The following is a 22,216-nucleotide window of genomic DNA, read 5'->3' on the forward strand; positions in this document are numbered from 1 at the left end:
ACCCACCCGACACCGATCCACCACTGCACCCCGGAGAGAACCTCATGAAGCTCAGCCGAACCCTGCGCGGCACGTCCCTCGCCGTCGCCGCCGTTCTGGCGGCCTCGACCGCGTCCGCCCTCTGCTCGCCCGCCTCGGCGGCGAGCGTCCGATCCCTCGTCGCGGCCTCGGCCGACGGCCTGGTCTTCGACCTCGACGAGTACGACGCCGGGGACGTCACCGTCCAGCTCCGCGACTCCGTCGCGGGTCCGGTCGACGCCGACGACACCCAGGACCTCCGCTACCGGTGGAAGGTGACCCCGTTCGACAAGACCGTGCCGGCGATCACCCTGCCGGCCACCGGCTTCGACACCGTCACGGACGACGTCACCGGCGCCTTCACCGTCCCGCTGCCGGCCGGTCAGCCGTCCGGCACCTACGTCCTCACGGCGGGCCTCGGCGCCACCGGGACGGGCACGGGCGCGATCGCCGAGAAGGTGCTGCTGACGGTCAAGGCCGGTCAGGCCGCGCTCACCCTGGGCGCCGGCGAGTCGCTGCGGGCTCCGGCCGGCGACGACGTCACGGTCACCGGCGCGCTGGCGCTCGAGGACGGCACCGGCCTGGTCGGCCGGGTCGTCGACCTGGAGCTCACTCGCGGCGCCGCGGGCACCGACCCCCGCGCCGACGCCGGCTTCGTGCCGGCCGTGGCGGGTGCGCCCCTCGAGACGACCCGCCAGCTGACGACCGCCGCCGCCGGGGCGATCTCCGTCGTCGTGAGCGACCCGGAGGAGGCCGGCCAGGGCACCGAGCTCGGCGGCGTCCTCGCCGCGACCACCGTCGAGGACGTCGACCTCGACGACCCCGCCGCGGACACGACCCTCGCCCTCGACCTGGTGAGCCTGGTCCCGCCGGTGGACAGCACGGTCACGATGGGCGACCCCGGTGACGGCAAGCCGGGCGAGGTCCTGGGCAGCACCGTGACCGTGCTCGCCCCCGACGACAGCTTCGACGTCGACCCCGACGTCGAGGGCGTCCAGGGTGACGCCGACGCCGACCCCGACCCCGTCGAGGGCCAGGTCCTCGCGCTCGGTGTCGACCACGGCTTCTTCACCGACGGCGAGGTGACGCTCCCGACCGAGGTGGGCGCCCCCGCCGGCACCTGGACCGACCTGGGCAAGAAGGTCGAGCTGGTGACCGCGGCCGACGGCACCTCGTCGTACGACGTGGCGATCGCGCGGGACAAGGCGTTCGACAAGGACGGGAAGCTCGCCGCCACCGTCTCGGCCGCGGCCGACAAGACCGGCGCGACCGCGACCGCCGACTGGGACACCGCCGCGCCCCTGAACGGCCGCGTCGCCCTGGTCCTCTCGCCGAAGGGCGAGCAGGACGGGCCGGTGGCCCCGGCCCAGGCCGGCACCCGGACCTACTACGAGGTCTACGCCCAGGACCAGTTCGGCAACCCGGTCGGCGGCGAGCCGATCGACCTGTCCTACGCCGGGAACCTCGACGACTGGGACTACAGCGACGACTTCATGGTCTCGGACTTCGACCAGGCCGGTGACATCTGGGTCGTCTCCTTCGAGAACGCCGACATCGAGCTGACCGGCACCTGGAACGACGCGCCGACCCTCACCTACACCGACACGCTCGGCGGCACCGCCGCGGACACCGCTGCGGCGGTCGGCACGGCCACCGCGCGGTTCTACGAGCTCGACTTCGGCCGGAGCCGCTTCGCGCTGCAGTCGTCGGCCACCGGCATGGTCCCGATCGGCACGGCCGTCCGGCAGACCGTCCGGGTCACCGACCAGCGCGGCAACCCGGTCCCCGGCTACCAGGTCCAGTTCTTCCGGCTCGGCCCGGACGGCGGGACCAGCGAGCCCCGCGCCGTCGTCTCCACCAACGCCCGCGGCGAGGCGGCGTACACCTTCGTCGGCTCGGCCGCCGGCCGCGCCCAGGTGACCGCGACGGTCTCCGACGGCTTCCGCAGCCGGACCCTCACGGGCGGCGCGTCCTTCGGCCACCGCGTCAGCGCCACCCTCCGCGGCAGCAAGGCCGCCTCCCGCAAGGACCAGGTCACGGTCACCGCGCCGCGCACCGCGGCGAAGGCCCGGGTCGTGCTCTACCGGGTCCAGGGCAGCAAGCGGATCGCGGTGGCTCGCGGCGTGCTGAGCGGGAAGGGGACGGTCGACCTGGCCGTCCGCGACCGCAACGGCAAGCGCAAGAAGACCACGTACGTCGCGGTCGTCGCGGCTACCGGCACGACCTTCGCGGCGCAGACGAACACGGTCCGCGTGAAGTGATTCCGGCGGATGGGTGAGGCGTCTCTGCGCCGATCCCTCTCCCACTCAGCGCCCCCGGTCCCTCGAGGACCGGGGGCGCTGTGGCGTCTCTCGGACGGGTGGGCTCAGTTCCCGAGCAGGTCGTCGAGCCCGGCGGCGAAGGTCCGCTGCGCGGTGGTGACGTCGCCCAGCATGCCGGCGATCATCGCGCCGTCGCGGAGCATGACGTAGCGGCGGGCGGCGTCGTCCGGCCGGGCGTGACCGGCCTGCACGAACCCGTCCCGGATCACGTCCTGGTACCAGGTGCGGTGGTCGAGCACGGCCCGGGCGACCGGGCTCTCGGGGTCGCTGGTCTCCGCGGCCGCCCGGATGAACGCGCAGCCGTGGAAGCCGGGCCGGCACAGGTCGGCACCGATGTCGGCGCCGATGGCCCGGAGCAGCTCGGCGCCCTTCAGACGGGCGGTCAGCTCGGCGACGGTCGCCTCGATGTGGGCGTGGACCGCCTCCAGGCGGTCGCCACCGCCTGACGATCGCTAGGACACTAGATCTGCCCGGCGCGGTAGGCCTTCAGCACCTCGGCGACCCGCTCCTCGTCCCGTTCGGAGAGCGGGATCAGCAGCTCGGTGACCACATCGGTGAGCTCGGCGATCCGGCGGTTGAGCTGCCGGTTCTCCTGGGCCTCCTCCTCGAGGGCGGCGAGCCGGGCGCGGATGCTGGAGGAGCGGGGGTTCCGCCGCTCCCAGCGGTCGCGGACGATGCGGAACCGGGACTGCAGGACGCTCATGCGACGCTCCTCTGCTGGGACGGGGTCGGGCGGCGGCGGGGCCAGGTCAGGCGGAGCCGGGCGACGGCCGGGTCGGGCTGTCCGACCAGGTCGCTGCTGGGCCCGATCTCCTGGTGCTCCACGACACCGCCCGCGGCCTCGATCTCGGCCACGAGGGCGTCGAAGTCGACGCGCTCGCCGGGGCCGACGGTATCGGGCAGCTCGGGTCCGGAGATCGAGACCTCCAGGAAGCTGGACCGGCCGGACATCCGGCACAGCCGCCACAGGTTGGCCCGCTCGGCGGCGTCGAGGGTCTCGACGAGGTGGCGGGCGTACACGTGGTGGGGCGACCGGGCGAGCTCGGCGCCGAGCAGCATGACGGCCCGGAGGTCGCCCATCGCCACCACGTCGAAGGGCACCTCCAGCTCGAGACGGCGGGCGCGGGAGAGGAGGACGCCCCGGGCGGAGCGGGCGAAGTCGACGGCTCTCACCGGGCGCCCGGTGCGGGCGTACCAGAGCGCGTCGCGGCCGGTGCCGCAGCCGACGTCGACGATCGCCTCGCCGGCGGGCAGCTGACGGTGCACCCAGAAGGCGAACTCGGAGCGCCGGATCGGGGTGGGGGTGGCGCGGTGCTGCTCGGTCCAGGCGCTGACCTGGGTGCGGAACCCGCGCAGCCACCCGTCGAGACGGCGGATGCCGGCGGGCGGGTCGGCGTACTTGAAGGAGGGATCGGGGACCCGCCAGGTCGGGCCGTAGACGAAGGCCAGCATCGCCTCGGGGTCGGCCGGTGCCGGGAAGTCCACGCCGTGCAGCGTGATGGTCGACGGCGGCAGGATCGCCGAGGTCGGCAGCGAGCCGCTGCGGTTGCCGAGTTGGTAGAAGGTGTCACCCACCCGGAAGGCCACGAAGATGTCGATGTGGCAGTCGCGTCCGTCGGAGAGCGGGAGCATCAGCTTCACGTCGCCGCCGGACATCCGGATGGCCTTCCAGCCGCGCGAGCGCATCACCCGCTCGACGTGGAACGACTCGAGGATCACGTCGGCGGGCGAGCCGTGCCGCGACAGGTAGCAGACGTCGGTGTCGGAGTCGTGCGCGATCATCGCGCCGTCGCGGATGGCGCCGAGCAGGGCGCCGTAGTTGAGGTAGGCCTCGACGCCGGCGTGCTCGCGCAGGTCGTCGAGCGCCCGCTTGGTGCCGACGAGGATCTCGTCGCGGATCTGCTCGTCGGTCTCCTCGAAGGCTCGGCACAGGTGGCCGACCTTGTCGATGGCCAGCGGCTGGCCGTTGCGGTCCTCGACGCGCACCCGGGCGTCCTCGTCGACCGGCGTGCCCAGCACGACCTCGTCCTCGAAGAGGGGGGTGTCGGTGTCGCCGACCGCGCCGACCCGGACGGTGCTGCGACCGTTCAGGAAGGACCGGAGGGCTCCGGGCCACTCCACCAGGACGCCGGCGCCCTGCGTGCGGCCGTCGCGCAGCGGGGTGAACGACCAGACGTAGCGCCCGTCGAGGGTGAGGACGAGCGGGTGGGTGGGCGGGGGGTTGAGCCAGATGCCGTCGTCGGTGACCGTGACGGTCATCCGGTGAGGGCCCGTCCGATCGCCGACCGCAGGGCCGTGCTGGAGGTCTGCAGCGTGTAAGGGAACCACACGACCTCGACCCCGACGCCCTCCATGCGGGTCACCAGGGCGTCGCCCTTCGGCGTGCCCCGCCAGTCGTCGCCCTTGAAGAGCAGGTGGAACCCGACCTCCTCCCAGGCGTCCTTCTTGTCGGTGGTGGTCTCGGCGTAGACGGCGTCGACGATGCCGATGGCCTCGACGATCTCCAGCCGCTCGGACAGCGGGACGAACGGGCGCAGGCCCTTGGCGGCCTCGCACACCTCGTCGGACACCACGCCGGCGACGAGCACGTCGCACATCTCGCGAGCCTGGCGCAGTGCGTTCAGGTGACCCACGTGGAAGAGGTCGTAGACGCCCGGCACGTAGCCGATGACGGGTCCCATGGTGCTGCCCCCTGCTTGGTTCACGTACCGCTCAATTCTCACAAAGTCACTCGACTTTATCCGAATGTTCACCCCATTGTCCCATCGACGCGTGCGCCCCCGGGGTCCAACTCACCGAATCTAGCCGACGAGCAGAGCAGCAGCGAGTCCGAGGCCGGCGACGCCCACGGCCCACCGCAGCGGTCGCTCGGGGAGCACCCGCACCACCTGGGGGCCGATCCAGCCGCCCACCAGGGCGCCGGCGGCGAGGGCGGCCACGGACGGCCAGTGCACCGGGGCGAGCACGACGTAGGCCAGCGCGGCGACCAGGTTGGCGGTGCTGGTGGCCACGTTCTTGACGGCGTTGGTGACCGCCAACGGCTCCGAGGTCCGCAGGGCCAGGACGGCCAGCATGATGATGCCGGAGGCCGCGCCGAAGTAGCCGCCGTAGACCCCGACACCCACCACGACGAGCCGCCCGCGCCACGCCGGCGGCGTCGTACGACGGGTCGCGGACCAGGCGCGCAGCCGGTCGCGGGCCAGCAGCAGCACCGAGCCGAGGGCGATCAACCACGGGACCACCGCCTCGAAGACCGACTCGTCGGTGACCAGGAGCAGGACGGCGCCGAGCGCGCCCCCGATCGCGCACAGGAGCATCAGCGTCCGGATCCGCGGCCACTGGCCGGTCAGTTCGCGTCGCGACCCGATGGTGGTGCCGACCGAGTTGCCGAACAGCGCGACGGTGTTGGTGACGTTGGCGGCCAGCGGGGACAGGCCGGTGGCGAGCAGGGCCGGGTAGCTGACCAGCGAGGCCAGGCCGGCGATCGATCCGGTCAGCCCGGCGCCGACCCCGGCGAGCACGAGGAGGGCCGCCTCGCCCGCGCTCACGCGGGGACGGGCGTGACCAGCTCGCCGTGGTCGAGCCAGCGCTCCAGGTTGGCCAGCGTCAGCTCGAGCATCGCCTCCCGGGTCTCGACCGTGCCGCTGGCCAGGTGCGGCAGCAGCACGACGTTGTCGAGCCCGAGCAGGGCCTCGGGGACGTGCGGCTCCCGGGCGAAGACGTCGAGTCCGGCGCCGGCCAGCCGGCCGCTGACGAGGAGGTCCACGAGAGCATCCTCGTCCACGACCGACCCGCGGGCGACGTTGACCAGGAACCCGTCCGGGCCGAGGGCCTCCAGGACCGCCCGGTCGACCAGGTGCGTCGAGCCCGCGCCGCCCGCGGTGGCGACCACGAGCAGGTCGACGGAGGCGGCCAGCTCGACGGCGCTCGCCGCATAGACGTACGGCGACCCCGCGACCGGCCGGCGCGAGTGGTAGCTGATCGGGCAGCCGAAGGCCTCGAGCCGGACGGCGACGGCCTGCCCGATCCGGCCCAGGCCGAGGATGCCGACCCGGGACCCGGAGACCCGCCGGGCGAGCGGGACGTCGCCCCGGGCCGGCCACGCGCCGCGGCGGACGAAGCGGTCGGCCGCGGAGAGCTGCCGCATGGTGTCGATGGCCAGGCCGACGGCGGTGTCCGCGACGCAGTCGGTGAGCACGTCGGGGGTGTTCGAGATCGCGATCCCGCGCTCGCGGGCCGCCGCCACGTCGGTGGTGTCGTAGCCGACCCCGAAGCCGACGATCGCCGCCAGCGCGGGGAGCCGGCCCATCAGGTCGCGGTCGACGCCGTACCGGCCCGAGGTGACGACGACCTCGACCCCCGGGCCGTGCTCGGCCAGGAAGTCCGCCCGCGCGGCGGGGTCGGCCGGCAGCACCGGGGCGTCGTACGACGTGCGCAGCCGCTCGGCCAGCGCCGGCTTGAGGGTGCCGACCTGCAGGACGCGCGCCATCAGCGGGCCGTCATCGGACCAGGCAGGGGCGCTTGGGGTCGAAGGCCCAGCCGGGGACGAGGTACTGCATCGCGAGGCCGTCGTCGCGGGCGCCGAGGCCGTGCTCGCGGTAGCGCGCGTGCGCGGCCGCGACCTTCTCCCGGTCGAGCGTGACGCCCAGGCCGGGTGTGGTCGGGACCTCGATGGCGCCGCCGACGATCTCCAGCGGCGCGGTGGTCAGGCCCTGCCCGTCCTGCCAGATCCAGTGCGTGTCGAGCGCGGTGATCTCGCCCGGCGCCGCGGCCGCGACCTGGGTGAACATGGCCAGCGAGACGTCGAAGTGGTTGTTGGAGTGCGAGCCCCAGGTCAGGCCGAAGTCGTGGCAGAGCTGGGCCACCCGGACCGAGCCGGCCATGGTCCAGAAGTGCGGGTCGGCGAGCGGGATGTCGACGGCCTCGGTGCGGATCGCGTGCGCCATCTGCCGCCAGTCGGTGGCGATCATGTTGGTCGCGGTGCGCAGGCCGGTCGCCCGCTTGAACTCCGCCATCACCTCGCGGCCCGAGTAGCCGCCCTCGGCGCCGCACGGGTCCTCGGCGTACGCGAGGACGTCGTCGAGGCCGCCCAGCAGCCGGACGGCGTCGGCGAGCAGCCAGCCGCCGTTGGGGTCGAGGGTGATCCGGGCGTCGGGGAAGCGCTCGTGCAGCGCGGTGACCGCCGCGACCTCCTCCTCGCCCGCGAGCACGCCGCCCTTGAGCTTGAAGTCGCTGAAGCCGTAGCGGGCCTGCGCCGCCTCGGCCAGGCGTACGACGGCCTCCGGGGTCAGCGCCTGCTCACGTCGTACGCGCTCCCAGTCGTCGGCCCCGTCCGGCTCGCGCAGGTAGGGCAGGTCGGTCCGGTCGGGGTCGCCGACGTAGAAGAGGTAGCCGAGCATCGGCACGCTGGTGCGCTGCTGGCCGTCGCCGAGCAGCTCGGCCACCGGCACCCCCTGCTCCTGGCCGGCCAGGTCCAGCAGCGCCGACTCCAGCGCGGTGACCGCGTGGACGGTGGTGCGCAGGTCGAAGGTCTGCAGGCCGCGGCCGTCGCTGTCGCGGTCGGCGAACCGGGTCGCGACCTCGCGCAGCAGCGAGCGGTAGCGGGCCACCGGCTGCCCGACGAGCAGGTCGGCGGCATCGGCGATCGTGGCCCGGATGGCCTCGCCGCCGGGCACCTCGCCGACGCCCTCGCGGCCGTCGCTGTCGGTCAGGATCGCGATGTTGCGCGTGAAGTACGGCGCGTGCGCGCCGCTGAGGTTGAGCAGCATCGAGTCGTGGCCCGCGACCGGGACCACCTCGATGCGAGCGATATGGGCAGTCACTCGGGGCCCCCACAGAGTTGTTCGGAGGAGCGAAGCGGGGGAGAAGAACTCTGTGGGGAATTCACTCGAGCTCCCCGTCGATGCGGCGGCGCAGGCCCCACGGATTGGCGTCGCGGACGGCATCGGGCAGCACCCCGTCCGGCACGTCCTGGTAGGCGACCGGGCGCTGGAACCGCTCGATGGCCAGGCTGCCGACCGAGGTGGTGCGGGAGTCGGAGGTGGACGGGAACGGCCCGCCGTGGACCATCGCGTGGCCGACCTCGACGCCGGTCGGCCAGCCGTTGAAGAGGATCCGGCCGACCTTCAGCTCCAGGACGGCCAGCAGCGCGCGGGCCGCGTCGGCGTCCGTGTCGGTCGCGTGCACGGTCGCGGTGAGCTGACCCTCCAGCTGCTCCAGGCGAGGGAGCAGGCCGGCGAGGTCGTCGTACCGGACGACGACGCCGGCGGCACCGAAGACCTCCTCGCCCACGGGCCCGTCGAGGCTCGTGGCCTCGACCAGCTGCGGGGCCGGCGCGTCGTCGCCGCCCGCGTCGCCCCGGGCGACGACGCGGACGCCGGCGGCGCCGTCGATCGCGGCGGTGCCGGACCGGTAGGCCTCGGCGATGCCGCTCGTGAGCATGGTGGCGCCGGTGGCGGCCGCGACCGCCTCGCCGGCTGCGGCGAGGAACGCGTCGCCGGCCGCGCCGGTCGGCAGGAAGAGCAGGCCCGGGTTGGTGCAGAACTGGCCGGCGCCGAGGGTGAGCGAGCCGACGTACGCCGTCGCGAGCGCGGCGACGCTGTCGGGGGAGCTCTCGAGGGCGCCCGGCAGCACGACGACCGGGTTGATCGAGGACATCTCGGCGTACACCGGGATCGGCTCGGGCCGCGCGGCGGCGGCGGCGACCAGCGCCAGGCCGCCGCCGCGGGAGCCGGTGAAGCCGACCGCCTTGATGCGCGGGTCGGCGACGAGCTCCTGGCCGAGCTCGAAGCCCGGTCCGAGGAGGAAGGAGAAGGTGCCGGCGGGCAGGCCGGCCCGGGCGACGGCCCGGCTGACCGCGGTCGCGACCAGGTGCCCGGCCCGCGGGTGGGCCGGGTGGCCCTTGACGACCACCGGGCAGCCGGCGGCCAGCGCGGAGGCGGTGTCGCCGCCCGCGGTCGAGAAGGCCAGCGGGAAGTTGCTGGCGCCGAAGACCGCGACCGGGCCCAGCGGGATCTGCCGCTGGCGGAGGTCGGGCCGCGGCAGCGGGGTCCGGTCGGGGAGCGCCGGGTCGAGGCGCACGCCGAGGTGGTCGCCCCGTCGTACGACGCCCGCGAAGAGGCGCAGCTGCCCGGTGGTGCGGCCCAGCTCGCCGGTGATCCGCGCGAGCGGGAGGTGGCTCTCGGCGACCGCCGCCTCGATGATCGCCTCGCCGTCCGCCTCGATCTCGGCGGCGACGGCCTCCAGGAAGGCGGCGCGCTCCTCGGGGCCGGTCGCCCGGTAGGCGGCGAAGGCCTCGGTGGCGGCGGTGGTGGCGGCGACGACGTCGGGTCGGTCGGACTCGGTGCCGGCGATGATCGAGCGGGGGTCGGTCATGGGTTCCTCTCGGGCGGTGCGGTCAGGAGATCCGGGCGACGAGCTCGCGCAGCTCGTCGACCTCGTCGGCACGCAGGTTCGTCAGCGGCGGACGGACCGGCCCGGCCGGGCGGCCGATGGCGGCCAGGCCGCCCTTGACGATGGACACGGCGTACCCGGCGGTGCGGTCGCGGATGTCGAGGTAGGGGAGCACGAACTCGTTCAGCCGACGGTAGACCTCGTCGCGGTCCTGGGCGCGCACGGCGTCGTAGAACTCGATGGCCCACGCGGGGGCGAAGTTGAAGAGCGCGGAGGAGTAGGTGCTCACGCCGAGCTGCAGCAGCGGGAGCGCGAAGGTCTCCGCGGTGGGCAGGCCGCCGACGTAGACCAGCCGGTCGCCGACCTTCGCGTAGGTGCGGGTCATCTGCTCGATGTTGCCGACGCCGTCCTTGAAGCCGATCAGGTTCGGGTTGCGGTCGGCGATCTCGGCGACGGCGACGTCCTGGAGGACCGCGTTGGCGCGGCTGTAGACGACCACGCCGAGGCTCGTCGACGCGCACACCCGGCTGACGTGCTCGACCAGCCCGGCCTGGCTGGCCTCGGTGAGGTACGGCGGCAGCAGCAGCAGACCGTCCGCGCCCGCGGCCTCGGCGGCCTGCGCCTGGGCGATCGCGTGGGCGGTGCTGCCGGTGGCCGGCGCGAGGACCGGCACCACCCCGTTGACCTCCTCGACGGCGGCGCGCACGACGCGGTCGGTCTCCTCGAAGGTGAGCGAGAAGACCTCGCCCGTGCCGCCCGCGGCGAACAGCCCGGCCACCGGGTGCTCCGAGAGCCAGGCGAGGTGCTTGCGGTAGCCGCCCTCGTCGACCTCGAGGTCGTCGGTGAAGTGCGTGACCGGGAACGAGAGCAGGCCGCTCTTGAGCTGGGCCGCCAGGTCGGTCGGGCTGTAGTCGGTCACGGGGGGTCCTTCGCGTCGTGGGCGGGGTGACGAGCACCACGCTAGGAACGCCGGACGATGCCTGTCCAAGCCCGTTTTTGCATTCAGCGATGCCTGCCGGGCATCGTCGCGGGCTGTAACGCGATGTTCGCCGCACTAGGTACGCGCTGCAGCGTGTCCCCAGTGCGGCGAACATCGCGTTACAGCTCCGGCGCGCCCCCGCCCGGCAGCGCCGCCCGGATCACGTCCAGCACCCGCCGTACGACGGGGGAGACCGCCTCGCGCGACCAGATCGCGTGCAGCTCGACGGGTCGCTCGGGGTCGGCGTCGAGGTCGGTGTCGCCGCCACCGTGGGCGAGCTCGCGGAAGACCACGCCCTCGACGTGCAGGGAGGCCGCCGAGGCGGGGGCCAGGGCGAGGCCGCGGTCGGCGGCGGCGAGCAGCATCGCGGTGAGGACCTGGTGGACCCGCTGCTCGATCCGCGGGTGGGCGTTGGCGAGGAAGCGCACCGACAGCTCGGCGAAGTAGCGCGACTGCTGCGGGTGGTAGCCGATCACCGGCTCGCCCTCGAAGTCCTGGGGGGTCAGCGGCCGGTCCAGGGCGGTCAGCGGGTGGGAGGACGGCAGCACGGCCATCAGCGGCTCGCGGACCACGACCCGCGAGGAGAGCAGGGCGGTGTCGAACGGCGGGCGGGCCAGGCCGATGTCGAGCTCGCCGCGCCGGATGCCGTCGACCTGCGCGAGGGTGACCCGCTCCGAGAGTCGGACCTCGACGTCGGGGAGCTCGGCGGTGAGCCGGCGCAGCAGCGGCCCGAGCACCTCGATGGCGGAGACCGCCGTGAAGCCCAGCCGTACGACGCCGGCCGCGCCCGCGTCCACGCGGCGGGCCAGGTCGCCGGCGCTCTCGACCAGGTTGAGCATCCGGTAGGCCTCGTTGAGGAAGGCCGCTCCGGCGCCGGTCAGGGCCACCCGCCGGTTGTCGCGCTCCAGCAGTCGGGCGCCGACGGACTTCTCGAGGCGTTGGATCTGGCGGGACAGGGGAGGCTGGGTCATCTGCAGTCGCTCGGCCGCCCGCCCGAAGTGCAGTTCCTCCGCGACGGCCACGAACACACGCACCTGGTCGAGGGTGATCACGATACCCAGAGTAGATCACTCCATGCTCAATCGGGCTTGGACGGGCATCGACCAACGTTCGTAGTGTCGGTGGTCACACAGCACCACCTCCCGAGCACGCCCCAAGGAGCCACACGATGCGCAAGTCCACCACCTGCCTCGCCGCCGTCGCCGGCGTCGCGACCCTGGCCCTCGCCGCCTGCGGCGGCGTGCAGAACACCGCCGGCGGCGGCAGCGACTCGGGCGACTACCCGAGCGGCGCGGTCGACATGCCCGTCGGCGCGTCCGCCGGTGGCTCCTCCGACCTGATCAGCCGCCAGATCTCGCGCGGCCTCACCGACGAGCTCGGCGGCACCTTCCCGGTCATCAACCGTGAAGGCGCCAACGGCGCGCTGGCCGCGGCCGAGGTCGCCAAGGCCAAGGCCGACGGCTCGACCATCTCGGTGCAGAACGCCTCGCTCTTCACGATCACCCCGCTCGCCGTGAGCGAGGACGAGGCCACCAGCATCGACGACTTCGACGTCGTCCAGGGCGTCTCCCGCGACGACTACGTCCTCGTCGCCAGCAAGGGCAGCGGCTTCACCTCGATCGACGACTTCGCGAAGGCCGACGGCAAGATCACCTACGGCACCACGGGCGTCGGCACCGGGGCTCAGCTCGCGTGCGCGTTGACCTACAACGTCAACGAGACCCCGGCCGAGGCGATCCCCTTCGACGGCGGCGCCCCGGCGCTGACCGCCCTGCTCGGCGACCAGGTCGACACCGCCTGCCTGCAGGTCGGCGAGGCCATCGAGAACATCAAGGCCGGCAAGATCGTCCCGCTGAGCGTCTTCGGGCCCGAGCGCGTCGGGTTCCTCCCCGACGTCCCCACCGCCAAGGAGCAGGGCCTCGACGTCGAGGTGACGCAGTACCGCTTCATGACCGTCCCGAAGGGCACGCCGCAGGACGTCCAGGACGCGATCGCCGAGGCGATGCAGGCGACCTTCGAGACCTCGACCTACCAGGACTTCAACGAGACCAACAACCTGACGCCGCTCGAGATCCCGGGCGACGAGGTCAAGGCCATGCTCGAGGAGGACAAGCAGCGCTACGCCGACCTCGTCGAGGAGTACGGCATCGACCTCGGCAACGCCGGCTGACCTCCCGACCCGTCCCGGCCCGACCGGGCCCGACCCGAGCCGAGAGGCGAGAGACCATGAGCGAGCGCGACACGCGAGCCGCCGACGAGCCCGACATCCTGGCCGAGATCCAGGCCGAGGTCGCCCGGGAGCTGGAGGAGGACCGGCCGCCCGTCGGCGGCCCGGCGTACCAGGTAGTGGCCGCCATCGTGGTCCTGGTCCTGGGCCTCGCCGCCGCGTACCTCGCCCAGGGCTACGGACTCGGGACGCTCCAGCGGCCCGGCCCGGGGTTGTGGCCGTTCGCGGTCTCGGTGCTGATCGCGGTGCTCGCCGTCGTCCTGCTCGTGATCGGCCGCCGACTCGAGGACGCTGAGAAGTTCTCCCGAGCGAGCCTGCTCGTCCTGGCCGGCGGGGCGACGTTCGTCGGGCTCGGGGTGCTGCTGCCCACCATCGGCTTCGAGATCCCGTCCGTCCTGCTCTGCATGGTCTGGCTCCGCTTCCTCGGCGGCGAGTCGTGGCGCAGCACGATCGTCATCGCCCTCGCCACGACGGCGACGTTCTACCTGCTCTTCCTCTACGCCCTGGGCATCCCGCTGCCCCACCTGATCGCCTTCTGACCCGAGAGGAGACCCCGATGGACTGGAACGCCTTCCTCGACGGCTTCGGCGTCGTGACCGAGCCCAACAACCTGCTCTACTGCCTGATCGGCGTCCTGATCGGCATGCTGATCGGCGTCCTGCCGGGCCTCGGCCCGACCGCCACGATGGCCATCCTGCTGCCGATCGCCTACAACGCCAGCGACCCGGTCTCGGCGATCATCATGCTCGCCGGCATCTACTACGGCGCCCAGTACGGCGGCACGATCACCTCGGTCCTGCTGCGCATCCCCGGTGAGGCCAGCTCGGTCGTCACCGTCTTCGACGGGTTCGCCCTGGCCAAGCAGGGCAAGGCCGGCACCGCGCTCGGCATCGCCGCCATCGGCTCGTTCGTCGGCGCCACCGTGTCGATCATCGGACTGACCTTCCTCGGGCCGATCGTCGCGGGCTACGCCCTCGACTTCGGGCCGCCGGAGTACGCCACCCTCGCCCTGCTCGGCGTCTTCATGGTCGCCTCCATCGGGAACGGGAACACGGTCAAGGCCCTGATCGCCGCCGCGGTCGGCCTGCTGCTCGCCACCGTCGGCTCCGACAGCTTCACCAGCGCGAACCGGTACACGTTCGACACCCTCCAGCTCCAGGGCGGGATCGACTTCGTCGTCGTCGCCATGGGCCTCTTCGGTGTCGGCGAGATCCTCTACAACCTCGAGGAGCGGCACGGCAAGGTCCACGTGCCCGCCGCGATCGCCAACATCTGGCCCTCGCGCAAGGACCTCAAGGAGGCCTCGCCGGCCATCGGTCGCGGCTCGGTCATCGGGTTCTTCCTCGGGGTTCTCCCCGGCGGCGGCGCCGTGATGGCCTCGCTGGCGGCGTACGCCACCGAGAAGCGCGTCGCGAAGGACAAGTCCCGCTTCGGCCGCGGCGCCATCGAGGGTGTCGCCGGGCCGGAGTCGGCCAACAACGCCGCGGCCACCTCGTCCTTCATCCCCCTGCTGACCATCGGCATCCCGGCCAACGCCTCCATGGCGATGCTGTTCACCGCGCTGCTCGTCGTGGGCGTCACGCCCGGACCCAGCCTCATCGACGACAACCCCGAGCTCTTCTGGGGCGTCATCAACTCGATGTACATCGGCAACCTGATCCTGCTGATCCTGAGCATCCCGCTGGTCGGCGTCTTCGTGAAGATCCTGCGGGTGCGGCCGGCGATCCTGGCCCCGATCACGGCGCTGATCACCATCCTCGGCGTCTACACGATCAACAACTCGGTCTTCGACATCTTCGTGATGATCACCTTCGGCATCATCGGCTACCTGATGAAGAAGACCGGATTCGAGCCCGGCCCGCTGGTGCTGGCCTTCGTGCTCGGGTCGCTGATGGAGTCGAACTTCCGCCGCTCGATGCTGATCTTCGACGGTGACCCCACCGGCTTCCTCACACGGCCGATCTCCGGGACGATCCTCGCCTTCCTGCTGATGGTGCTGCTGTACCCCCTCGTCAAGCTGCTCTTCCGGCGGCGCACCCCTGCGACGACCCCCGACACCGAGAACCACGACCAGGAAGCAGGCCTGCGATGACCCTCCTCATCGGCTACGTCCCCACGCCCGTCGGCGAGGCGGCCCTCGAGGCCGGCCTCGCGGAGGCCGCCGTCCACGGCGACGACGTCGTGATCCTGAACAGCCCGCGTCGCGGGTCGACCGTCGACGCCGACCTCGTCGACGAGGAGGCGGAGTCCGCGCTCGTGGCCCGGGCCACGGCCGTCGGGGTCACCGCCCGGGTCGACCACGCCGACCACGGGCCGGACGTGGTGGCCACGTTCGAGGCGCTGGTCCGGGAGACCGGGGCGCGGCTCATCGTGATCGGGCTGCGTCGTCGTACGCCGGTGGGCAAGCTGGTGATGGGCAGCAGCGCCCAGCGGATCCTGCTCGAGGCCAGCGTGCCCGTGCTCGCCGTGAAGCCCGCATGACGCGGTCCAGGATCAGCCGGGTCGTCGTCACCCCGGTCGCGTTCGCCGACCCGCCCCTGCTCAACGTCGTCGGGGTCCACCAGCCGTGGGCGCTGCGCGCGATCGTCGAGGTGCACACCGACTCCGGTCTCCTCGGTCTCGGCGAGATCTACGCCGACGAGATCCACCTGGCCCGGCTCGGGGCCGTGGCCGCGGTGCTGCCCGGGCACGACCCCTTCGACCTGCACGGCCTGCGCCGCCTGGTGGCCGACGTCCTCGGCCGGGAGACCGGCGGCGGAGGGGCGTCCTTCGGCGGCATGCTCGACGTCTCCTCGGCCCTCCCGACCGTCTACTCGCCGTTCGAGGTGGCCTGCCTCGACATCCAGGCCCGGGCGCTCGACCGCCCGCTGAGCGACCTGCTCGGCGGGGCCGTCCGCGACCGGGTGCCCTTCAGCGGCTACCTCTTCTACAAGTGGGCTGGGCACCCCGGCCAGCCTGACGACGAGTGGGGCGCGGCCCTCGATCCGGACGGGATCGTCGCGCAGGCACAGCGGATGGTCGACGGCTGGGGCTTCGGCTCGCTGAAGCTCAAGGGCGGCGTCCTCCACCCCGACGAGGAGTGCGCGGCGATCGAGGCGCTGCGCGCGGCGTACCCCGACCTCCCGCTGCGGCTCGACCCCAACGGCGCCTGGACCCCCGAGACCTCGGTCCGGGTGGCCGAGCGGCTCGCGGGCGTCGTCGAGTACCTCGAGGACCCGACCCCCGGCATCGGGGGCATGGCGTACGTCGCCGCGCGCACCGACGTCCCACTGGCCACCAACATGTGCGTGATCGCGTTCGAGCACGTCGCCCCGGCCGTCGCCGCGGACGCCGTGCAGGTGGTGCTCTCCGACCACCACCTCTGGGGCGGCCTGCGCAGCTCGGCACTGCTCGGCGGGATCTGCGAGACCTTCGGGATGGGGCTGTCGATGCACAGCAACTCCCACCTCGGCGTCTCGCTCGCCGCGATGGTCCACCTCGCCGCCGCGACACCCAACCTCACCTACGCCTGCGACACCCACTACCCGTGGAAGACCCAGGACCTGGTCACTCCCGGCGTGCTGTCCTTCGAGGACGGCGCGGTCGCCGTCCCGACGGGACCGGGCCTCGGCGTCGAGCTCGACCGCGACCAGCTCGGCGTCCTGCACGAGCAGTACCTCACCTGCGGCGTACGACGTCGCGAGGACACCGTCTACATGCAGTCCATCCAGCCGGACTTCACCCCCAACACCTCCCGCTGGTAGCGCCGCTGTCCGTCGAGTCAGCACCAGTGGTGCTGACTCGACCCGCAACTGCTGCTGACTCGGCCCGTCAGGCCTGGAGACGGCGGCGGGTGTTGCCGAGGTGCAGGCGCATGGCGGCGCGGGCGGTCTCGGGGTCGCGGGCCAGGACGGCGGCGCCGATGCTGTCGTGCTCGCGGCGGACCCGGTCGACGTGGGTGGCGTCGTGGTGGGAGAACTCCTCGGGCAGGCGGGTGCGCGGCAGCATGATCATCATCGGGCCGAGCGAGTCGAGCAGGTCGACGTAGAAGCGGTTGCCGGTGGCGGCCGCGACGGCGCGGTGGAAGGCGAAGTCGGCCTCGACCGCGTGGTCCGGGCCGGCGGTGGCGAACGCCTCCAGCGCCGCCCGTACGGCGTCCGCCGCGGCGGGGGTGTGGTGGGTGGCGGCGAGGGAGGCCGCCTCGCACTCGACCCCGAGCCGGAAGTCGACCATGGCCAGCACGTCGTGCTGGGTGCGGATGGCCGAGGCCTCCACGCGGAACGACGTCGGCTCGGGCACCGTGAGCACGAACGAGCCGCGGCCCTGGAAGGTCTCCACGAGGCCCTCGGCCCGCAGCCGGGTCACCGCCTCGCGGACCACGGTCCGCGAGACGGCGTACTCGTCGATGAGGTCGGACTCCGAGGGCAGCTTGGTCCCGGGGGCCAGCCTGCCGTCGAGGATCCGCTCCTTGAGCCCGGCGACGACGCGCTGGGCCAGGGTGGTCGTCACGAGCCGAAGGTAGCGGTCTCCACCGTCAGGTCGCGCATGCGCTGGGTCAGCGTGAAGCCCAGGCCCGGGCGGTCCGGCACGAAGATCTGGCCGTCGCGGATCTCGATGCGCTCCTCGAAGAGCGGGTTGAGCCACTCGAAGTGCTCCACCCACGGCTCGGTCGGGTACGTCGCCGCGAGGTGCAGGTGGATCTCCATCGCGTAGTGCGGCGCGAGGTCGAGGCGGTGGTGGGCGGCCAGGGTGGCGAACTTCAGGAACGGGGTGATGCCGCCGATGCGGGGGGCGTCGGGCTGCACGATGCCGCGGTAGCCGGCGTCGACGAGGCCCATGTGCTCGGCCACCGAGGTCAGCATCTCGCCGGTGGCGATCGGGGTGTCGAAGGTGTGCGACAGGTCGGCGTGGCCGACGTGGTCCCAGGCGTCGAGGGGCTCCTCGATCCAGACCAGGTCGAACTGCTCGAGCTCGCGGCACATCCGACGGGCCCGGGCGCGGTCCCACTGCTGGTTGGCGTCGACCATGAAGGGCCCGTCGCCGAGGTGCTCGCGCAGGGCGGCGACCCGGCGCAGGTCCTCGCGCCAGTCGGGCTGCCCGACCTTGATCTTGATGCCGCCGATGCCGGACTCCAGGGACGCGGTGGCCTTCTCCTTGATCTCCTCGACCGAGGCCTGGAGGAAGCCGCCGGAGGTGTTGTAGACCCGGCAGGAGTCGCGGTGGGCGCCGAGCAGCTTGGCCAGCGGCAGGCCGGCGCGGCGGGCCTTGAGGTCGTAGAGCGCGACGTCGAGCGCGGCGACGGCCTGGGTGGCGACGCCCGAGCGGCCGACCGAGGCGCCGGCCCACATCAGCGACTCGTAGATCTTCGCGATGTCGTTGGGGTCCTGGCCGATCGCGACGTCCATGACCTCCTGCAGGTGGGCGTACTGCGCCCGGCCGCCCGCGCGCTTGGAGTAGCTGAAGCCCATGCCCTCGAGGCCCTGCTCGGTGGTGAGCTCGACGAAGAGCATCACCGTCTCGGTCAGCGGCTTCTGACGACCGGTGAGCACCTTGGCGTCGCTGACCGGGTTCGGCAGCGGCAGGACGACGTGGGACAGGGTGACGGAGCGGATGCGGTCGGCGGTCATGGGCGGCCCTTCGGTGGAGAGCTGAACTTGTATGATGAGATGACAACTTATCGTACAAGTGAGGATGGGTCCATGGCTCTGCTCGACGACCTGCGTGCCCTGCTGGGCGCGGACCACGTGCTGACCGAGGCGGCCGACGTGGCGCCGTACCTCTCGGACTGGACGGGGGCGTTCGTCGGGACGGCCGCGGCGGTGCTCCGCCCGGCCGACACCGCGCAGGTCGCGGCCGCCGTCGGGGCGTGCGCGGCCGCGGGGGTGGCCGTGGTGCCGCAGGGCGGCAACACCGGGCTGGCCGGGGGCGGCGTGCCCGACGCCTCGGGGGAGCAGGTGGTGCTGGTGCTGGACCGGCTGCGCCGGGTCCGCTCGGTCGACCCCGTCGCCGACACCATCACCGTGGAGGCCGGGGTGGTGCTGGCGACCGTGCAGGAGCAGGCGGCCGCGGTGGGTCGGCTGTTCCCGCTCTCGCTGGGCTCCGAGGGGTCGTGCACGGTCGGCGGCAACGTCTCGACCAACGCCGGCGGCACCGCGGTGCTGCGCTACGGGATGATGCGCGACCTGGTCCTGGGCCTCGAGGTGGTGCTGCCCGACGGCCGGGTCTGGGACGGGCTGCGCCCGCTGCGCAAGGACAACACCGGCTACGACCTCAAGCAGCTGTTCATCGGCGCCGAGGGCACCCTCGGCATCGTCACCGCGGCCGTGCTGCGGATGCTCCCCGACACCCCGCGGCGCGCGACCGCGCTGCTCGCACTGCCCTCGGTCGACGCGGCCGTGGCGCTGCTCCCGCTGCTGCGCGAGCACGGCGGCGGGGAGCTGAGCACCTGGGAGCTGGTCGACCGGCAGGCCCTGGAGCTGGTCACCGCGAACCTGCCCGAGGCGCGCGACCCGTTCGGCGAGCCGCACCCCTGCTACGGCCTCGTCGAGTACGCCGGCTCCGCGGACCACGTCGCCTCCCGGCTGGAGGAGGCGCTCACCGACGGGGTCGAGCGCGGTCTGGTCGTCGACGCAGTGGTCGCCGGCAGCCCCAGCCAGCGGGCCGAGCTGTGGGCGCTGCGCGAGGGCGTCTCGGAGGCCCAGAAGGTCGAGGGCGCCACCCTGAAGCACGACGTCACGCTGCCCATCACCGACCTGGCCGGGTACGTCGCCGAGGTCGGCCCCCGGGTCCTCGACGCGCTGCCCGGTGCCCGGCTGGTCGTCTACGGCCACATCGGCGACGGCAACCTGCACTACAACGTCAGCGCCCCCGTCGGCGACGACGACGCCCTCCGTGCGGCCGCGCCGGCGCTGACCCGGATCGTCTACGACGCCGTCGCCGCGCGTGGCGGGAGCATCAGCGCCGAGCACGGGCTGGGTGCACTCAAGCGGGACGCCGCGGCGTCGTACAAGTCGGACGTCGAGGTGGAGCTGATGCGCACCGTCAAGCGGGCCCTCGACCCGCGCGGGCTGATGAACCCCGGGAAGGTGCTGCCGGACTGAGGGGTCAGGCCACCGGGTCGAAGCGGGCGACGAACGCGCGCAGGTCGTCGGCGAGCAGCTGCGGCTCGATGCTCATCCGGACCGGGGCCTCGGTGCCGTCGGCGCGCACGACCGGCACCGTCACGCTCACCCCGAGCAGCACGCTGCGGCCGTTCGTGTGGTGGAGCGTGGTGCCGGCGACGTGGGCCTGGTGGAAGCGCGGCGGGATCACCAGCGTGACCCGGCGGCCGAGCAGGTCGGCCTCGTCGTCGTACCCGAGGAACGCGACCGCGGCCGGGCTCACCGCGACGACGACGCTCGCCTCGTCGGTGGCGACGACCGCGGCACCGGTCGCGGCCAGGGCGCGGAAGGCGGGCTCGATGCCCGTCACCTCGCGTACGACGGCGCCCGGGTCGTGGTCGCCGGCCCACCCGGTCGGTCCGTCGCCGCCGGCCTGGCGGAGCACCTCGTGGCAGACCCAGGCCCGCAGCTCGGCGGCCTCGGGCTGCGTCGAGGCGCCGAGCAGCGCGCCGTCCTCGGCGAGCTCGCGGGCCCGGCGCAGGAGCAGGTCGAGGGTCTCGAAGTGGGCGACCGCGGAGCGGGGCACGCGCAGCGCGACGACGTCCGCGGTGACCGCGGGCTCGACGGCGCTGGCCATCACGGCCTCGGGGTCCTCGGCGACCACCGGCGCGGGCACCTGCTCGTAGAGCAGGCCGAGGGCCGCGCTCGCCTCGGCGTGCTGCTCGAGGACGGCGGGGTCCTCGTCGAGGCGGACCAGGAGGTACTCGCGCAGCAGGGCGGCCGCGTGCTCCTGCCAGGCCCAGTGCATCAGCAGCGGCATCCGCAGCAGCCGCACCTCGACGCCCTCCTCGGCGGGCGTGGGGTCGGAGCCCGCGTCCGAGGACGGCATCGGGTCGCCGAGCTCGAACCACACCGTCTTGCCGCCCTCGCGCGGCTCGACGTCCCAGCGGTCGACGCTGCTGGCGAGCAGGTGCAGACCGCGTCCGGTGGCCGCGGTCGCGGAGTGCGTACGGCGGGCCGGCATCGTCGTGGTCCCGTCCTCGACCTCGACCCGCAGTGAGGTCGGCCGCAGCCGGACCCGCAGCTCGATGTCGGTGCCGGCGTGGACCACGGCGTTCGTCACCAGCTCGGTCACCGCCAGCTCGGCGCGCTCGGCCCAGCCGGACCACTCGGGCCGGTCGGCCACCGCGGAGCGCAGCACCTGCCGAGCCTCGCGGGCACTGCGCGGGTCGGCCGGCAGCAGCTCTCGTAGGACGGTGTCCGTCGCCTCGCTCGACACCCGGGTCCCCTTCCCTGTCCGCACCGCCGCGAACCTCCACCGCTGCAACATTCAACCACTGCGAACGGGTCGGTCAGGGCACCTCCCGCGTCCTGCCTGCCGGACCCGTGCTGCCGAAGGCGACCCCCGCTGTGGACAATGAGCCGGTGACCACCGAGGCCGGCCGCGCGCTGAGACTGCTGCGCGCCACCGTGCTCGCCGGCGTCGTCACGGTGCTCGGCACGGTCGCCCACAGCCTGGCCGGTGGCCGGCTCCCCGGTGCGACCGGCTTCGCCGTCCTCCTCGTGCTGCTGGTCGCGGGCGCCGCGCCGCTGCTCGCCCGCGCGGCCTCGACCCGGCGCCTCGTCGCGCTGGTGGTCGGCGGCCAGACCTTCGTCCACGCCGTCCTGACCGCGACCTCCGGGCACGCCGGCGACGGGGTCGGCGCCTCGTCGCCCGCGCCGGTCGTCCCGACGATCCCGGACTCCGTGCTCACGAGCAGCCACCGCGAGGGCACCCTGGCCGAGCTGCTGCACCCGCAGCCCGCCGCCGGCTCGGGCGCCGGCCCGACCGTCCCGGACTGGGTCCTGCACCTGCTCGCGGACCTCCAGCCCGCCCAGCTGCCGATGGCGCTGGCCCACCTGCTGGCCGCCGTGGGCGTCGGCTGGTGGCTGGCCTCGGGGGAGCGGGCCCTCTTCGTGTTGCTCGTGCTGGCCGCGGCCCCGCTGCTGCGGCTCCTCGCCCCGGCCGCGCTGCCGGTGGCGATCGGTCCGGTCCGCGCGGTCCGGACCGCGTTCCGCCTCCGCGTCGTGCGGCGCGAGGTCCTGCTCTCCAGCTCGCTGGCCCGCCGCGGCCCGCCGGCGCCGGTGCTCCTCGCCACCTGACCCGCTCCCGACGGAGGGCGCGGGTCGTCGTACCCACCCTTCCTCGAGATCCAGATCA

Annotated in this window: 22 protein-coding genes; 9 read left to right on the top strand and 13 right to left on the bottom strand. The window is 73.4% G+C overall.

The features are described from left to right. Nucleotides 1–44: 44 nt before the first annotated feature. A complete protein-coding gene (locus BLT76_RS13895; RefSeq protein ID WP_090856974.1) occupies nt 45–2,279 on the top strand; it encodes an Ig-like domain-containing protein in 2,235 nt (744 codons plus the stop codon). Nucleotides 2,280–2,383: 104 nt separating this feature from the next. Here BLT76_RS13895 and BLT76_RS13900 read toward each other — a convergent pair whose 3' ends face one another. Then, the gene (locus tag BLT76_RS13900) at nt 2,384–2,578 is read right to left on the bottom strand and encodes a hypothetical protein (protein WP_090856977.1); all 195 of its coding nucleotides are present in this window, start codon (nt 2,576–2,578) and stop codon (nt 2,384–2,386) included. 63 nt (nt 2,579–2,641) lie between these two features. Here BLT76_RS13900 and BLT76_RS26175 point away from each other — a divergent pair, with 63 nt between their 5' ends. Next, a complete protein-coding gene (locus BLT76_RS26175; RefSeq protein ID WP_211752955.1) occupies nt 2,642–2,785 on the top strand; it encodes a hypothetical protein in 144 nt (47 codons plus the stop codon). A 14-nt stretch (nt 2,786–2,799) separates the two neighbouring features. Here the strand turns inward: BLT76_RS26175 and BLT76_RS13910 are convergent, their stop codons facing one another. From BLT76_RS13910 to BLT76_RS13950, 9 genes are all read right to left on the bottom strand, one after another. Then, entirely contained in the window at nt 2,800–3,042 is a 243-nt protein-coding gene (locus BLT76_RS13910) for a DUF6752 domain-containing protein (RefSeq protein ID WP_244509408.1), read from the bottom strand. Continuing rightward, the gene (locus tag BLT76_RS13915; protein WP_090856984.1) at nt 3,039–4,598 is read right to left on the bottom strand and encodes a class I SAM-dependent methyltransferase; all 1,560 of its coding nucleotides are present in this window, start codon (nt 4,596–4,598) and stop codon (nt 3,039–3,041) included. The genes BLT76_RS13910 and BLT76_RS13915 overlap by 4 nt, the downstream gene beginning before the upstream one ends. Further along, nucleotides 4,595–5,044 carry an FAD synthase family protein gene (locus BLT76_RS13920; protein ID WP_244509409.1) on the bottom strand — a complete coding sequence of 150 codons (450 nt, stop codon included), beginning with the start codon at nt 5,042–5,044 and terminating at the stop codon, nt 4,595–4,597. Before BLT76_RS13920 ends, BLT76_RS13915 begins: the two co-directional genes overlap by 4 nt. A gap of 96 nt (nt 5,045–5,140) precedes the next feature. Next, nucleotides 5,141–5,887: a sulfite exporter TauE/SafE family protein gene (locus tag BLT76_RS13925; RefSeq protein WP_090856990.1), complete on the bottom strand. Its 747-nt coding sequence runs from the start codon at nt 5,885–5,887 to the stop codon at nt 5,141–5,143. Further along, nucleotides 5,884–6,828, bottom strand: a complete 945-nt coding sequence (locus BLT76_RS13930) for a 2-hydroxyacid dehydrogenase (RefSeq protein WP_090856993.1) — start codon at nt 6,826–6,828, stop codon at nt 5,884–5,886. Before BLT76_RS13930 ends, BLT76_RS13925 begins: the two co-directional genes overlap by 4 nt. A 10-nt stretch (nt 6,829–6,838) precedes the next feature. Further along, on the bottom strand, nt 6,839–8,161 hold the full coding sequence (locus BLT76_RS13935) for an enolase C-terminal domain-like protein (RefSeq protein WP_244509410.1): 1,323 nt from the start codon (nt 8,159–8,161) through the stop codon (nt 6,839–6,841). A 61-nt stretch (nt 8,162–8,222) separates the two neighbouring features. Further along, nucleotides 8,223–9,713: an aldehyde dehydrogenase (NADP(+)) gene (locus BLT76_RS13940; RefSeq protein WP_090856996.1), complete on the bottom strand. Its 1,491-nt coding sequence runs from the start codon at nt 9,711–9,713 to the stop codon at nt 8,223–8,225. A 22-nt stretch (nt 9,714–9,735) separates the two neighbouring features. After that, on the bottom strand, nt 9,736–10,650 hold the full coding sequence (gene kdgD, locus BLT76_RS13945; RefSeq protein ID WP_090856999.1) for a 5-dehydro-4-deoxyglucarate dehydratase: 915 nt from the start codon (nt 10,648–10,650) through the stop codon (nt 9,736–9,738). Between the two features lie 179 nt (nt 10,651–10,829). Beyond that, complete coding sequence (locus tag BLT76_RS13950; RefSeq protein ID WP_090857002.1) at nt 10,830–11,762, bottom strand: LysR family transcriptional regulator; 933 nt, start codon at nt 11,760–11,762, stop codon at nt 10,830–10,832. A 116-nt stretch (nt 11,763–11,878) separates the two neighbouring features. Here BLT76_RS13950 and BLT76_RS13955 point away from each other — a divergent pair, with 116 nt between their 5' ends. The 5 genes from BLT76_RS13955 to BLT76_RS13975 are packed head-to-tail and all read left to right on the top strand — an operon-like array spanning nt 11,879 to nt 16,680. Then, nucleotides 11,879–12,880 (top strand): Bug family tripartite tricarboxylate transporter substrate binding protein, encoded by a 1,002-nt coding sequence (locus BLT76_RS13955; protein WP_090857005.1) that lies wholly within the window; start codon nt 11,879–11,881, stop codon nt 12,878–12,880. A 56-nt stretch (nt 12,881–12,936) separates the two neighbouring features. After that, on the top strand, nt 12,937–13,476 hold the full coding sequence (locus BLT76_RS13960; protein ID WP_090857008.1) for a tripartite tricarboxylate transporter TctB family protein: 540 nt from the start codon (nt 12,937–12,939) through the stop codon (nt 13,474–13,476). A gap of 17 nt (nt 13,477–13,493) precedes the next feature. Beyond that, nucleotides 13,494–15,029: a tripartite tricarboxylate transporter permease gene (locus BLT76_RS13965; protein ID WP_090857011.1), complete on the top strand. Its 1,536-nt coding sequence runs from the start codon at nt 13,494–13,496 to the stop codon at nt 15,027–15,029. Then, nucleotides 15,026–15,418: a universal stress protein gene (locus BLT76_RS13970; RefSeq protein ID WP_090857014.1), complete on the top strand. Its 393-nt coding sequence runs from the start codon at nt 15,026–15,028 to the stop codon at nt 15,416–15,418. The genes BLT76_RS13965 and BLT76_RS13970 overlap by 4 nt, the downstream gene beginning before the upstream one ends. Further along, nucleotides 15,415–16,680, top strand: a complete 1,266-nt coding sequence (locus BLT76_RS13975; RefSeq protein WP_090857017.1) for an enolase C-terminal domain-like protein — start codon at nt 15,415–15,417, stop codon at nt 16,678–16,680. The genes BLT76_RS13970 and BLT76_RS13975 overlap by 4 nt, the downstream gene beginning before the upstream one ends. A gap of 67 nt (nt 16,681–16,747) precedes the next feature. Here BLT76_RS13975 and BLT76_RS13980 read toward each other — a convergent pair whose 3' ends face one another. Together BLT76_RS13980 and BLT76_RS13985 are read right to left on the bottom strand one after the other, a co-directional pair. Then, entirely contained in the window at nt 16,748–17,425 is a 678-nt protein-coding gene (locus BLT76_RS13980) for a FadR/GntR family transcriptional regulator (protein WP_090857020.1), read from the bottom strand. Continuing rightward, nucleotides 17,422–18,543 carry an L-talarate/galactarate dehydratase gene (locus BLT76_RS13985; protein ID WP_090857024.1) on the bottom strand — a complete coding sequence of 374 codons (1,122 nt, stop codon included), beginning with the start codon at nt 18,541–18,543 and terminating at the stop codon, nt 17,422–17,424. Before BLT76_RS13985 ends, BLT76_RS13980 begins: the two co-directional genes overlap by 4 nt. A 72-nt stretch (nt 18,544–18,615) precedes the next feature. Here BLT76_RS13985 and BLT76_RS13990 point away from each other — a divergent pair, with 72 nt between their 5' ends. Then, nucleotides 18,616–20,016 (top strand): FAD-binding oxidoreductase, encoded by a 1,401-nt coding sequence (locus BLT76_RS13990; protein WP_090857027.1) that lies wholly within the window; start codon nt 18,616–18,618, stop codon nt 20,014–20,016. Nucleotides 20,017–20,020: 4 nt separating this feature from the next. Here BLT76_RS13990 and BLT76_RS13995 read toward each other — a convergent pair whose 3' ends face one another. After that, complete coding sequence (locus BLT76_RS13995) at nt 20,021–21,295, bottom strand: ATP-binding protein (RefSeq protein WP_170867062.1); 1,275 nt, start codon at nt 21,293–21,295, stop codon at nt 20,021–20,023. A gap of 146 nt (nt 21,296–21,441) precedes the next feature. Between BLT76_RS13995 and BLT76_RS14000 the strand changes: the two genes are divergently transcribed. Then, nucleotides 21,442–22,158 carry a hypothetical protein gene (locus BLT76_RS14000; protein ID WP_090857034.1) on the top strand — a complete coding sequence of 239 codons (717 nt, stop codon included), beginning with the start codon at nt 21,442–21,444 and terminating at the stop codon, nt 22,156–22,158. The last annotated feature ends 58 nt before the right edge of the window (nt 22,159–22,216 follow it).

This window comes from Nocardioides lianchengensis, from assembly GCF_900101465.1.
GTDB lineage: Bacteria > Actinomycetota > Actinomycetes > Propionibacteriales > Nocardioidaceae > Nocardioides > Nocardioides lianchengensis.

Coding starts and splice junctions, on each gene's coding strand:
- BLT76_RS13895 (WP_090856974.1), top strand. CDS start 45: ATGAAGCTCAGCCGAACCCTGCGCGGCACGTCCCTCGCCGTCGCCGCC.
- BLT76_RS13910 (WP_244509408.1), bottom strand. CDS start 3,042: ATGAGCGTCCTGCAGTCCCGGTTCCGCATCGTCCGCGACCGCTGGGAG.
- BLT76_RS13915 (WP_090856984.1), bottom strand. CDS start 4,598: ATGACCGTCACGGTCACCGACGACGGCATCTGGCTCAACCCCCCGCCC.
- BLT76_RS13930 (WP_090856993.1), bottom strand. CDS start 6,828: ATGGCGCGCGTCCTGCAGGTCGGCACCCTCAAGCCGGCGCTGGCCGAG.
- BLT76_RS13940 (WP_090856996.1), bottom strand. CDS start 9,713: ATGACCGACCCCCGCTCGATCATCGCCGGCACCGAGTCCGACCGACCC.
- BLT76_RS13955 (WP_090857005.1), top strand. CDS start 11,879: ATGCGCAAGTCCACCACCTGCCTCGCCGCCGTCGCCGGCGTCGCGACC.
- BLT76_RS13960 (WP_090857008.1), top strand. CDS start 12,937: ATGAGCGAGCGCGACACGCGAGCCGCCGACGAGCCCGACATCCTGGCC.
- BLT76_RS13965 (WP_090857011.1), top strand. CDS start 13,494: ATGGACTGGAACGCCTTCCTCGACGGCTTCGGCGTCGTGACCGAGCCC.
- BLT76_RS13970 (WP_090857014.1), top strand. CDS start 15,026: ATGACCCTCCTCATCGGCTACGTCCCCACGCCCGTCGGCGAGGCGGCC.
- BLT76_RS13975 (WP_090857017.1), top strand. CDS start 15,415: ATGACGCGGTCCAGGATCAGCCGGGTCGTCGTCACCCCGGTCGCGTTC.
- BLT76_RS13985 (WP_090857024.1), bottom strand. CDS start 18,543: ATGACCGCCGACCGCATCCGCTCCGTCACCCTGTCCCACGTCGTCCTG.
- BLT76_RS13990 (WP_090857027.1), top strand. CDS start 18,616: ATGGCTCTGCTCGACGACCTGCGTGCCCTGCTGGGCGCGGACCACGTG.